Origin of the sequence: Latilactobacillus sp., assembly GCF_033176295.1 — a bacterium.
GTDB lineage: Bacteria > Bacillota > Bacilli > Lactobacillales > Lactobacillaceae > Latilactobacillus > Latilactobacillus sakei.
The window spans coordinates 59052-72069 of record NZ_JAMQEX010000007.1; the positions used below are offsets into that span (position 1 = coordinate 59052).

General features: G+C 42.1%; 12 protein-coding genes and 1 other annotated feature. Of the genes, 2 read left to right on the forward strand and 10 right to left on the reverse strand.

Features of this window, described 5'->3' with window-relative positions:
* Window positions 1-24 precede the first annotated feature (24 nt).
* The 5 genes from pheT to NDN60_RS05065 form a co-directional block, all read right to left on the reverse strand.
* On the reverse strand, window positions 25-2445 hold the full coding sequence (gene pheT, locus NDN60_RS05045; RefSeq protein ID WP_099947706.1) for a phenylalanine--tRNA ligase subunit beta: 2421 nt from the start codon (window positions 2443-2445) through the stop codon (window positions 25-27).
* A 3-nt stretch (window positions 2446-2448) separates the two neighbouring features.
* Window positions 2449-3495, reverse strand: coding sequence for a phenylalanine--tRNA ligase subunit alpha (pheS, locus tag NDN60_RS05050; RefSeq protein ID WP_011375071.1), 1047 nt, complete (start codon window positions 3493-3495; stop codon window positions 2449-2451).
* Window positions 3496-3539: 44 nt separating this feature from the next.
* Window positions 3540-3736: a binding site (T-box leader), on the reverse strand.
* Between the two features lie 34 nt (window positions 3737-3770).
* Window positions 3771-4127, reverse strand: coding sequence for a winged helix-turn-helix transcriptional regulator (locus tag NDN60_RS05055; protein ID WP_099947796.1), 357 nt, complete (start codon window positions 4125-4127; stop codon window positions 3771-3773).
* A gap of 78 nt (window positions 4128-4205) precedes the next feature.
* Window positions 4206-4718: an HD domain-containing protein gene (locus NDN60_RS05060; protein ID WP_011375073.1), complete on the reverse strand. Its 513-nt coding sequence runs from the start codon at window positions 4716-4718 to the stop codon at window positions 4206-4208.
* A gap of 113 nt (window positions 4719-4831) precedes the next feature.
* Window positions 4832-5593, reverse strand: a complete 762-nt coding sequence (locus NDN60_RS05065) for a TrmH family RNA methyltransferase (protein WP_011375074.1) — start codon at window positions 5591-5593, stop codon at window positions 4832-4834.
* Window positions 5594-5722: 129 nt separating this feature from the next.
* Here NDN60_RS05065 and NDN60_RS05070 point away from each other — a divergent pair, with 129 nt between their 5' ends.
* Together NDN60_RS05070 and yidC are read left to right on the forward strand one after the other, a co-directional pair.
* Window positions 5723-6001 carry an acylphosphatase gene (locus NDN60_RS05070; RefSeq protein WP_099947707.1) on the forward strand — a complete coding sequence of 93 codons (279 nt, stop codon included), beginning with the start codon at window positions 5723-5725 and terminating at the stop codon, window positions 5999-6001.
* Window positions 6002-6063: 62 nt separating this feature from the next.
* Window positions 6064-7053, forward strand: coding sequence for a membrane protein insertase YidC (yidC, locus tag NDN60_RS05075; RefSeq protein ID WP_011375076.1), 990 nt, complete (start codon window positions 6064-6066; stop codon window positions 7051-7053).
* A 196-nt stretch (window positions 7054-7249) separates the two neighbouring features.
* Here the strand turns inward: yidC and NDN60_RS05080 are convergent, their stop codons facing one another.
* From NDN60_RS05080 to NDN60_RS05100, 5 genes are all read right to left on the reverse strand, one after another.
* Window positions 7250-8755 (reverse strand): HAMP domain-containing sensor histidine kinase, encoded by a 1506-nt coding sequence (locus NDN60_RS05080; RefSeq protein WP_056947252.1) that lies wholly within the window; start codon window positions 8753-8755, stop codon window positions 7250-7252.
* Window positions 8752-9438 (reverse strand): response regulator transcription factor, encoded by a 687-nt coding sequence (locus NDN60_RS05085; protein ID WP_011375078.1) that lies wholly within the window; start codon window positions 9436-9438, stop codon window positions 8752-8754. The genes NDN60_RS05080 and NDN60_RS05085 overlap by 4 nt, the downstream gene beginning before the upstream one ends.
* Before the next feature lie 258 nt (window positions 9439-9696).
* Window positions 9697-11118, reverse strand: a complete 1422-nt coding sequence (gndA, locus tag NDN60_RS05090) for an NADP-dependent phosphogluconate dehydrogenase (protein WP_011375079.1) — start codon at window positions 11116-11118, stop codon at window positions 9697-9699.
* A 165-nt stretch (window positions 11119-11283) separates the two neighbouring features.
* Window positions 11284-11844 carry a DUF177 domain-containing protein gene (locus NDN60_RS05095; RefSeq protein ID WP_011375080.1) on the reverse strand — a complete coding sequence of 187 codons (561 nt, stop codon included), beginning with the start codon at window positions 11842-11844 and terminating at the stop codon, window positions 11284-11286.
* Window positions 11838-13013, reverse strand: coding sequence for a nucleotidyltransferase (locus tag NDN60_RS05100; RefSeq protein ID WP_011375081.1), 1176 nt, complete (start codon window positions 13011-13013; stop codon window positions 11838-11840). The genes NDN60_RS05095 and NDN60_RS05100 overlap by 7 nt, the downstream gene beginning before the upstream one ends.
* Window positions 13014-13018 lie beyond the last annotated feature (5 nt).

Genomic DNA, 13018 nt, shown 5'->3' on the forward strand with positions numbered 1-13018 from the left:
AAAATTGCATTAAAGATTCGTAGATTAACGGACTTTCGCTTGGAAAGTTGCCACTAAGTGCGCCACAACTTTTTCAAAGGCCGCGTTAACTTCTTCTTCTGTTAAAGTAGCGTCTTCATTGAGATATGTCAATGTATAAGCCATTGACTTCTCGCCAGCTTCGATATGGCTGCCCGCATAAACGTCGAATAATGATACTGAAACAAGATAACGGCCGCCTTTTTCCTTGATTGCGTTGACCAATTCAGCATTCGTAACTGCTTCAGGCACTTGTAAGGCAATATCCCGTGTCACTTCTGGGAACTTAGGTGCTGGTTTGGCAATAATTGTTTGACGTTGTAATTCTAAGATTTTAGCCAAGTCTAATTCAAAAATATAAGTTTCTTTTAAATGTGTGGCTTTCGCAATTTTAGGATGGATTTGACCAACAATTCCGATGAATGTTTCACCGACATAAATAGCGGCAGTCCGACCCGGATGCATCTCTGGATAAGCATCTGTTGCTTGGTAGGCAACTGCTGCTTGCAAGTTATAGCTAGCCATCAAGGTATCAACAACACCCTTGATTGTATAGAAATCCACTGGTGCTGCCGCTTCTTGCCATGATTTGACTTGGCGATTACCGCTCATTAAACCAGCAACATATTCGACTTCATTAGGACGCGCTTGATCAGCGTGTTGTAAAAAGACCCGGCCTTGTTCGTACAATGCTAAGTCTGTTTGTTTCCGTGCGACGTTGTAGGCCGCATCATCGAGTAACCCAGTAACCAGATTCATTCGTAAATAAGCATGATCTTGCGTCATTGGCCAATCAAGAACAGTCGCTGTTTGTTTAGCAGCTAATGCAAATTGCCCTGCTTTTTCTTCAGTCGTCAAGGCATAACTAATTGCTTGGGTTAAACCAGCGCCTTCAAGCGTATGACGTGTCCGGCGAAGCGCCTTTTGTTCGGTTGTCAAAGCACCAGTTGTCATATCGCCAGTTGGTAATGTACTTGGTAAATTATCGTAACCGTATAAACGAGCGATTTCTTCAATCACGTCTGCTTGGATTTCAATATCCCAACGACGGGCAGGAATTGTCACCGTCAATTGGTCAGCGTTGTTAGCCACTTCAAAACCAAAACGTTCAAGTAAATCAATCATCGTTTGAACACTCATGTCAGTGCCCAATACACGGTTGACCCGTGCTGAATCGATTTGAATTACTTTAGGTTGTGGTGCCAAGTTTGTTGGGCTCACGACCCCAGCAGTGACTTGACCAGCACCCAATTCAGCCATCATAGCGGCGGCGGCATCTAAAGCCACTTGAACATCAGCGACATTCACACCTTTTTCAAAACGTGATGAGGCATCTGAACGTAAGTTATGGCGTTGTGCCGTTTTCCGAACAGCCGTTGGGGCAAAAATAGCAGCTTCGATAATCACATTTTTAGTATTAGCCGTAATTTCTGAATTGAAACCACCCATGACCCCCGCTAATGCGATTGGTTGGTTACCATCTGTGATGACAATATCTTCATTGGTTAAATCATGTTCTGCTTCATCAAGGGTCGTTAATTTTTCACCTGTTTTAGCTAAACGAACTTCAATTTGCTTATGATCGCCAGTTAAAGTATCGGCATCAAAAGCGTGTAATGGTTGACCATACGTTAACATCATGTAGTTTGTCACATCAACAAGGTTATTGATGGGGCGAATACCAGCATTCCAAAGACGGGTTTGTAACCACAATGGACTTGGTTGGACCGTCACGTTTTGTAACATCCGGAGGTGATAACTAGGCGCTAACTGTTCATCAGCCACTTGTGCACTGAGTTGATTTTTTGTTTGAACATCACTTTCTGAAACAGCTACGTCTTCAAAATGAGGTGTCAATGATTCAATCGCTGCTACTTCATGAGCCACCCCGTGAATTCCAAGCGCATCGGCTCGGTTAGCCGTTAAATCAAGATCGATAATGTAATCAGTCATCCCAAGTGCTTCATAAACGTCAGTCCCCGGTGCAATTGCTTCTGGGAAAACAAAGATCCCGTCGACATATTCTTTAGGCACAACGCTATCGGCAAAACCAATTTCTTGTAGGCCACAGATCATGCCCATTGAAACAACGCCGCGCATCTTGCCTTTTTTAATCTTCACGTTATCTGCAATTCGTGAGTTAGGTAAGGCCACAATCACATATTGCCCAGCGGCCACATTAGGCGCACCACAGACAATTTGGAAGGGCTCTTCTTCACCAACATCAACTTCACAAACATGTAAATGATCTGAATCAGGATGTGGTTCGCAACTTAAAACGTGTCCCACAACAATTTTTTTCAAGCCCGCACTCATTTGCGCAACATCTGCGACTTCAATCCCTGTCCGGGTAATTTTTTCTGCGAGTGCTTCTGGCGCTGTTGTTAAATCTAAATAGTCTTTTAACCAGTTATAAGATACTTTCATTGCTTAAACCTCCTGTGTGAATTGATTTAAGAATCGGACATCGTTTAAATAGAAGTTCCGAATATCATCCACACCATATTTCAACATTGCAAACCGATCGATTCCAAGTCCAAAAGCAAAACCACCGTAAACTTCTGGATCAACACCGCCGGCTTTTAAAACGTTTGGATGCGTCATCCCTGCACCCAAGACTTCAATCCAACCAGTTTGTTTGCAGACACTGCAGCCTTCGCCATTACAACGGAAACATGAGATATCGACTTCGACAGAAGGTTCCGTGAATGGGAAGTAACTTGGCCGGAAACGTAAATCACGATCTTCACCAAAAATGTGGTGGATTGTGTATTCTAAGGTCCCTTTTAAGTCAGCCATCGTAATGTTCTTATCAATCACTTGGCCTTCCATTTGGTAGAATTGATGTGAATGCGTGGCGTCATCGGTATCACGACGGTAAACACGACCTGGGCTAATCATCTTGATGGGGCCATTAGCAAAGTCGTGGCTTTCAAGATCGCGTGCTTCGTTAGGTGACATATGGGTCCGCATCAACGTATCTTTTGTGATGTAGAAGGTATCTTGCATATCCCGTGCCGGATGATCAGCAGGCATGTTTAACATTTCAAAGTTATGTTTTTCATCTTCCACTTCAAACCCGGCAACGACTTGATAGCCCATCCCGATGAATAAATCTTCTAAATCATCAATCACTTGCGTTAAAACATGCGGTGTGCCCTTTTTAACAGGTTGTCCTGGTAAAGTAACGTCAATTGTTTCGTGCGCTAATTGAGCAGCTTCTTTTTTAGCTTCTAATTCTGCTTTGCGCGCTTCAATTGCTTGTGCTAAATCACTCTTAATTTCGTTTGCAAAAGCCCCTACTTTAGGCCGTTCTTCGTTACTTAAGTCCCGCATACCACGCAAGACCTCCGTAATTGGCCCTTTCTTGCCAAGTACTTCTACTCGAATCTGATTCAATGCATCTAAATCAACAACTTTTTGGATATCTTGCAAACTCTTTTGTTGCAAGTGTTCCAACTGTTCCTTCAATGACATTTGATTTCCTCCTTATTTTTGCCAACAAAAAAAGCCCCGTCCTCAAAAGGGACGAAGCTTCGCGGTACCACCCTAGTTTATGACCTAGTCATACACTCAAGTTTGCGTAACGGGCAATACCGGACTCAACGGTCAACTCTGAAAGTGAACTTCACCTAAACTCAACTGAATAACTTACAGTCTATGATTATTCTCCCTGAAAGTTGGTTGTTAGGTTACTCTTTTTCATCTTTGTCTATAAACTTTATTTTAGCGTAAATTCAATGATTAAGCAACTAGTCGTTCGTATTGCACCATTGGTCAGACCAATTATGGACCGCATCCATAACAGGTGCTAGCGATTCGCCTTTTTCAGTTAGTTGATATTCAATCAACGATGAATCAGCACTCGTTATGCGAGCAACGATGCCCGCTTGCTCTAATTCTTTCAAGCGTTCAACTAACACACGATCACTGCACTTGGGCACACTATGAACCAAATGCTTGAAGCGCTGTGCGCCCCCTTCTAATAATACATCAATGATCAGACCATTCCACTTCTTGCCTAAAATTGAGAATGTTTTTTCAAATTTAGGACAGAGTTGGAAGGTCTCTTGACAGTCAGAATTAGCATTTTCTTTTACAATACTCATCATTACTCACCTCACACTTATTATTAATAAGTGTACTCAAAAAGGTTGCAAAAAGCAACCTTGAGGATTGGGCATCTTTTATTTGTTGGTTTGTGTGGCCGCTGATTGATGGCGTACTTTTTGTTTGAATTTTGACCACAGTGGCGAACAAAATTCAGTAATCGCACAATAATCATCAACTAATGAAACGATATAACTCTCACGATATTTAGGATGGCTGACAGTTGCGCCCCACATATGTTTAACAATAATATCTTTTTCCATTGGTGACAATTCAGTTAACTTCTCAGCGTTCCGAAGAGCAATCCGTGGGTGCACATAAGCATGGGTCCCCAGATCAAACTTCGTATCGCGCCAATCGTAATAGAACAAATCATGTAATAAGCCTGCGCGGGCAACTGAGCGGACGTTAAGATGCCACTTCTTGGCAAGCTCGTAGCTTCGATAAGAAACACTGAGTGAATGTTCTAAACGATCCGAATGATGATGCTGTGTGTAATTTGCTAATTTTTGAACTTCTTCTTTTTCTAACAAATCGGCGATCAGTGCCATATAATCTGCATCTTGATACCACTTAGCTGTTGCGTTCATTCAAAGACTCCTGACTGATTTAAATTCAAATTCTGCCACAAGAATAACAGCTTTTTGATTAAAAAAGAAGTCATTTGCTTCAAAAAAAACGCTTCATTAAGAAAACTTAAGAATTAGCCTTCAATCAATTTAAACATTAAAATCCCGGCAGCAACTGCAACGTTTAATGATTCTGCATTCCCAGGAATTGGAATGTAAAGGTTTTGGGTCGTAGCTGCTAAGACATCTTTGGCAACACCGTTTCCTTCATTACCTAAAATCAAAGCCATATCGGCGGTCTTAGGCACATCTTGATAACTGATGGCTTCGGGGTTTAATTCTGTTCCATATACCGGTACGTCTTGTGAGTTGAATTTCTTCATCCAGTCGATTAAGTTACCTTGATAGATTGGTAAATGGAAGTGACTGCCTTGCATTGACCGCAATAATTTAGGATTGTATAGATCAACACTCCCATTCCCTAAAACCACACCGGCAAAGCCAGCAGCATCTGCTGTCCGAATCATCGTGCCGATATTACCAGGATCTTGAACGGCGTCTAATAATAAGTAACGACCCGTTAATTTTTCAGGCATTGGTGTTTCTGACATCTCAACAACGGCAAAAATCCCTTGTGGCGCTTTTGTTTCGCTAAGGTGTTGGGCTACTTCCGGTGCGATTTCAAAAGTATCATCATATAAACCACGTAAGGCGCGTTCATCAACGTATTTTTCGGTGGCAAAGACTTGGCGAATCACTGCTTTATTTTGGATGGCTTCTTGCACTAAATGCCAGCCTTCTAATAAATAAGTATTTTCTTTACGTTGGTTTTTCTTGACGGTTAATTTCTTAGCCGCTTTAATCTTAGTATTTTGGTTCGATTGAATGTATTCCATGTTGTGCTCCAGTCTATTTAGTACTTTCTATTATACGCGACTTGGCCTGTAAATTCTATGGGGCCAGCGCCTTGCTTTTTAATCGCCAAATCACCGCCAAGCGATTACAATGGACTAGAGGTGATTAATATGCAAAAAGCAGTCCAATTAGATGTATTTGGCCGAGTTCAAGGTGTCGGCTTCCGCTGGACAACTAAGCTGGTGGCCGATCGATTAGGGATTACTGGCACCGTCTCTAACCAACCCGATGGTTCTGTCAAAATTATCGCAATGGGCCCCGATGCCATTTTGGAACAGTTCATTGGCGCCATTAAAGCGTCTCCGACCCCTAGTGGGCGCGTTGATCGTGTTGTTCAAACACCCTTGGAAGATGTGTCAGCGTGTCATAAATTTTCAGTTGTCGGTTGAAAAACGTTGCCCCTTACAGTATAGTTACACTTATTGAAACTTATCTTGAAAGGGCTAAATTTATGAAAAATTCAAAACGCTTCGCAACACTTGCGATGCTAGCAATGACCGTTACATTATTTCTATCCGGCTGTATGCCACAAAAAATGAGTAGCCATCCTAAAGTCCCAACTGGCTTCATCTATGGTTCATCCTATAAATACATCGCCGTCCCATTACAACATATTATGGAACGCATCGCTGATTTCTTCGGCGGCATCAATGGTTACGGCTGGGCGATCATCATCATCACCTTCGTTGTGCGGATGATTTTACTCCCATTAATGCTTAACCAATCAAATAAAATGACTGCGCAACAAGAAAAAACGCGTCGTTTGAAACCACAATTAGATATCGTTCAAGCACAACAAAAGGTTGCCACAACACCTGAAGAAAAAGCCGAATTAAGCCAATTAATGATGAAGGTTTATAAGGAAAATGATTCAAGTATGATGCCTAGCCTTGGCTGTTTAACCTTATTAATTCAATTACCAATCTTCTCTGGTTTATACCAAGCGATTCAATACTCACCCGAAATTTCAAGTAGTCATTTCTTCGGGATTGGCTTAGGTCAACCCAATATCATTATCACCATTATTGCGACCCTCTTTTACGTTGGTCAAAGCGCCCTCTCACTAGTTGGGATGCCCGCTGAACAAAAAAAACAAATGCAAACAACCGTCCTTATGAGTCCTGCGATTACATTCTTCATTTCGTTATTTGCACCAGCTGGTTTAGCACTTTACTTCCTTGCCGGCGGGATGATTATGATTATTCAACAAATGATCACAACCTTCATCATCATGCCCCGTGTTAAAAAACGTATTGATCAAGAAATCAAAGAAAAACCAATCGTCACAGTCGTCACAAAAGACATGTTCACCAAAAAAGCAGCTGCTAAAGCAACTGAAACACCTGTGACACCAGAAACCACGCACACCAATAAGGCAACGATGCCTTCTGAAACAGGCAAACGTAACTCAGGCAAACAACGCCACAAACCACAAGCATAATTAGAGATACTAAAAGAGGCTCAGACAAAATAATTTTGTCTGAGCCTCTTTTTGATATCCGAATATTGATGGTTTAAACGTGCTTTTGTCAGTAACTTTCTGTGCTTTGCTAAACTTATCAAACCGGTGATTTTATCACCAATTCGCCAAGTTCTGCAAGTGCTCAAAAGCTAACCACTGACAACACACTCTTTTTTTAATCAGCATCTTCTTCTGGTGCGGCCTTTGTTTCTCTAACGAGTGGCAATTCAATCCGGAAGACCGACCCATGTCCGACACTACTTTCAAGTGAGACATTACCATCGTAGCCTTCAACTAATTGTTGGGCGATAGCTAACCCTAAACCATTACCGCCTTTTTCCCGACTCCGAGCCTTATCAACCCGGTAGAACCGGTGGAAAACCTTTTTCTTATCTTCTTCCGAAATCCCTTCACCAAAATCTTGGACAGCAACTTGCGCATAACGTTCATCGTTAGCCACCGCGATATGAATTTCCTTGCGCGTCGTTGAATATTTAATCGCGTTATCCAATAGAATAATCATGATTTGCTCAAGGTGGTTCCGGTTAATATTGACTAAAGCTTGACCATGCAAATCATCATCTAAAATAAACGTAAATTCAGGATAGAGCATCTCAAAATTATGATAATTTTGTAAAACAACTTTCCCAACATCCGTCACCTCAGTGGTGCCTTGTGTCACCGCCTGATCAGCCCGCGTTAAATCTAACATTTCTTGAATCAAGTTCTTCATCCGTAAAATTTCTTGCAAAGAAGCTGCTAAAGATTCCGACAAGACTTCCGGATCATCTTTGCCCCACCGATTCAATAATTGGAGGTGACCTTCAATGATCGCAACCGGGGTCCGTAATTCATGCGAGACATCGCTCACAAATTGATCTTGTTGTTCAAAGTAATGCTGAATCCGATTTAACATTTCATTAAACGCAATGACCAGGTCCGAAAGTTCATCTTGACTCCGCCTAGTTTCCGGAATCCGCACATTCGAATTTGGTTCAACATTAATAGCTTCAATCGTCTGCTTCATTGCCTCAATCGGCTGCAAGAAACGATTGGCTAATAAGTAACCAATTACAGCACTAAACAACATTGCAAATAACACAACAACCACCAGAACGATCCGTAATTCCAGCATCGCATGATTATAATCCCTTAGATTATTAGTCACTTCAACATAACCGATGGTGCGATTCGTGTTAGCAGTCTTAATGGGGCGAATCCCCATTAAATGAATCTTCCCAAAAATATGCTCCCGCTTTAAGACATCGGTGTCTTGCTTTGGAAAAGAGGTGGCTCGACCACGTGAGGCGAATAACCCTTGCCGATTTTGATCGTAAACTTTAACCGTCGTATCCTGCTGTGCCAAACGCATTAAAACCGAATCTTGATAAATTGCTTTAGAATCTCTAGGGGCTGGATCTAATTGTTCAGCAACAAATTCTGATGTTAGCGTCTTTTCCGGGCGCCCCAAACGTTGTTGGATGACAGTCACTGTATCGTGAACATTATCGACTTCCTTATGCAATAAAATGTTCGAAATACTACTGAAAATCACAATTGAAAAAATCGCAAAGGTGATAAAAATGGCCAACCCAACTGCAGCTGCCCATTTCACCTTTAACGATATTTTACGACCCTTATTATTATTTTCACTGGGTGTCTCTAAGTCATTTGTTATCACGAGCGCATCACATATCCAGTTCCCCGAACGGTTTGAATATAGCTTTGTTCGCCCGTTCGATCGATTTTATTCCGCAAATAACGAATATAAACATCGACCACGTTCGTTTCAACGTCGGAATCATAACCCCAGACCTTGCTTAACAAGACATCCCGCGCTAAGACCACGTTAACGTTTTCCATTAAGGTTAATAGTAATTCGTATTCACGTTTCGTTAATTCAATAATATCATCACCACGACGAACGATTCGGTTTTCCTTCTCGACTGTTAAATCGCGATAAGTCACCGTCGTTTGTTTGGCAGCGTTATGTTCGCCTTCAATATCGATCCGGCGTAACAAGGCGCGTAGCCGGGCTAAAAGTTCTTCAATCGCAAATGGTTTAACGATATAATCGTCAGCACCATGATCAAGCCCTGATACCCGATCAATAACGGAATCGCGCGCTGTCATCATGATAATCGGTGTATTTTTAACTTGTCGAACCCGTCGGCAAACTTCTAACCCATTTAATTCAGGTAACATTAGATCCAATAAAATTGAATCCCAGTCTTCGTTTAAAGCAGCTTCTAAACCAGTACGCCCATTGAAATGTACTTCGGTCCCATAGCCTTCGTGCTTTAATTCAAGCTCAACAAACCGGGCTAAATTTTTCTCATCTTCAATAATTAATATGCGACTCATTTAGTCACTCCCTAAAAAAGAAATTTAATGTCCACGCTGAACGTTCTTCGTAGATAAGAATTCTCTAAGAATCAACTCGTCAGTAGTAGCCACTTACTCATTCATTTTAGCATAGTTCCTCATAAATAACTAACAAATCTCGCTGCAAAGCACGTCCCCCTGATTATTTAAGCACCACAATAACGCAATTGGTAACGCCTCAAAAAAATCCAGACGAAAATGAGGCTTTCGTCTGGATTCTTTAGATTCGATTAAAAATTATTGTTCTTTGTACCATGTGTAATGGAAGATACCTTCGCGGTCTGTCCGTTCATAAGTATGGGCACCAAAGTAATCGCGTTGTGCTTGGATTAAGTTAGCAGGCAATACTTCTGAACGATATGAATCAAAGTATGTGATTGCAGCGGTTAAACCAGGAGCAGGCACACCTTGTTGGATTGCCAATGCCGCAATATCCCGAACAGCACCTTGATACTTCTTCGTAATATCTAAGAAGTAATCATCTAATAATAAGTTATTTAAATCAGCTTTCTTATCAAAGGCATCCGTAATCTTTTGTAAGAAACGGGCACGAATGATACAGCCGGCACGCCAGATTTTAGCGATTTCGCCGTAGTTTAATGACCAGTCATATTGATCTGAAGCCACCCGCATTTGTTCGAAACCTTGTGCGTAACTCATGATCTTACTGAAATAAAGTGCTTGACGAATTTTTTCAATCAATTCTTTCTTATCTTCAGTTAACTTAGCAACTGTTGGGGCAGGTAAAATCTTGCTTGCAGCTACCCGTTCGTCCTTCATTGCTGAGATATAACGGGCGTAAACTGATTCTGTAATCAATGATTGTGGCACACCTAATTCAAGGGCGCTTTGTGAACTCCACTTACCAGTCCCTTTGTTACCAGCAGCATCTAAAATAACGTCTACGATTGGCTTGTCTGTGCCTAAATCGTCTTTACGGGTCAAGATGTCAGCTGTGATTTCCATCAAGTAACTGTCTAATTCGCCGTGGTTCCATTCTTTGAAGACATCAGCGATTTCTTCAACAGATAAACCAACAACGTTTCTTAACAAGTTATAACTTTCTGAGATTAATTCCATGTCGCCATATTCAATCCCATTGTGGACCATTTTGACATAGTGACCAGCACCGTTAGGGCCGATGTATGTGACACATGGTTGGCCGTCTTCAGCTTTAGCTGACATTTGTTCCAAGATAGGGGCCACTAAATCATAAGCTTCTTTTTGGCCACCTGGCATCATTGAAGGACCTTCTAAGGCACCTAATTCGCCGCCGGAAACACCCATACCAATAAAGTTAATCCCTGATTTGTCTAGTTCGGCATTGCGACGAATTGTATCGCCGAAGAAGGTGTTCCCACCATCAATTAAAATGTCACCTTTATCTAATAAAGGTAATAATTCGTTGATGACGGCATCTGTACCAGCACCAGCTTTAACCATCAAGATAATCCGACGTGGTTTTTCTAATGATTTAACGAAGTCTTCGATTGTGTAACTTGCGACTAATTTCTTTTCACTATGATCTTGTATCACAGCTTCTGTCTTAGCACCAGTCCGGTTATAAATGGCAACTGTATAACCGCGGCTTTCAATATTCAATGCTAAGTTCTTGCCCATAACTGCCATCCCGATAACACCGATTTGTGGTTGACTCATGTAAAAGGCCTCCTAATAAGTTCTAATTTAATGGTGTATTATCTTCTCAAATTGCTTAATACACTTACCCTGATTATGTTAGCAGAATTGTTCACTAAAGAAAAGCATTTTAATCCATTTGGGCCGGTCCATTTTATAAATAAGTGCAAAAAAAAGACGCCCGTCTTAATCGGCGTCGTTTTCTTGTGCTTCTAACAATGCTTTGAGCTTAGCTAATTCTGGATTAGGTGCCTCGGCCTCTTCTGCTTGTTGCTTCGCGTATTCTTCTTCAGAGATTACTGACCAAGCTTGACCAGTTGGCATCACATCTTCATTTTCTTCTTCCGGTGTCAAAATATGACTGGGAATGTGCAATAGGATATGATCTTCAACCGCCACTTGCATATCTAACATTTCACCTTCTAATGGGAATAACATGTCCTCATCAGGGAAACGTGACAATTCTTCATCCGTTGGGTCAACATAAATTTCAGTGAACGTAAAATCAAGTGGGAGGGCCACTGGATTCAAGCTTCGGGTTGATGGCACCGTTAATTGCCCAACCACGTGTAAGTCAGCAATGATGGCCCGGCGATCAACGGTTAATTGACCACTGATGACAAACGGCGTGGCTGCCAAAACATCATTTTCTCTTTCGTGGAGTTGCTTTTCTAAATCAACTGTTTCTTCAAAAGCAAGCGGGTGTTCACGATGCTTTTGTAATGCTTGTACTGACCATTTTAACAATGCGCTTCATCCTTTCCATGATAAAAAATCGGTTGTCTGGCAAAGTTTTGCGACTGCCAGCCAAATTGTTCACACAAGCGATCGACACGGACTTCTAAGCCCAATAAACCAGTTTCGGCCCCCATTTTGGCGGAAACCTTACTGATAATGGGAAGATCAGTCGTCTTCTTCAACTGGTGTAAGTGTTGCTGCCCAATCTCGTTAAAGCCCAACAAACGAATATAGGTCCGTTGAAGTCCCTGTTGAATATCCGCTGGTTGAATGTTTAATAAAACATATAGGCAAACCCGTTGAAGTCGGGCATACGTGTATCGTTTTGTTTTTAGAGCTTGTAATAACTCGGTGTAACTATTGGCTTTATGAATCACCTTTTTGAAACGGTATTCCAAACCTTCTGACATCTGGTAGACCTGCCGTAATTGTGCCAGCGACAGACTCTCGATGCGGTATTTTAAGAGTGGCCATAGTTGGTCTTCTGTAAGAAGCGTACTATCCGCTAAGGCTGCTAGCGTTCCGGCTGGTACAACGTGTTGTAAGGCTGCTAAAGCGGTGCCTTGCGTCACAACCTGGCGAATCGCACTTGCACTTGCATATGGCGCCGTTGAAACGGTCTGGTCCCCATGTTGTGCTTGCTCCCGCTTGATAGCCAATAAGTTTAATGGTTGCGCTAGCCGTGCGTTAGCGACGGCGTAACTAATCCCTAATAGATGGTTTGGTTGATCAATCTGCAAGGATAACTGTTCCTGATAGAACTCGTTCAGCTGTGTTGCGTACGTTTTTTGATAGTCAACAAAAGCAGCAGATTGCTCAGGTAAGTCGATAATCTGCTGCCCCGCTTGTTGATAATCAAATGTCGGTTGTTCACTACCAAAGGCAATCGTCTGACAGCCAAGCGCTGCTAGCAGTTGCACCGCCCCCGTGGCAAAACGATCTGCTGGTTGCACCGCACTCACAAATGGTAATTCGACCACCATATCCGCCCCATTTTGCAACGCTAATTCAGCCCGCGTCCACTTGTCCAAAAGCGCTGCTTGCCCGCGCTGAACGTAATTCCCGCTCATGCAGACAATCACTAAATCCGCTTGGGATTGCTGACGTGCTTGTTGAAGTTGATAGATATGCCCATTATGTAGCGGATTGTACTCCGCAATAATTCCTGTAATTCTCATCCTAA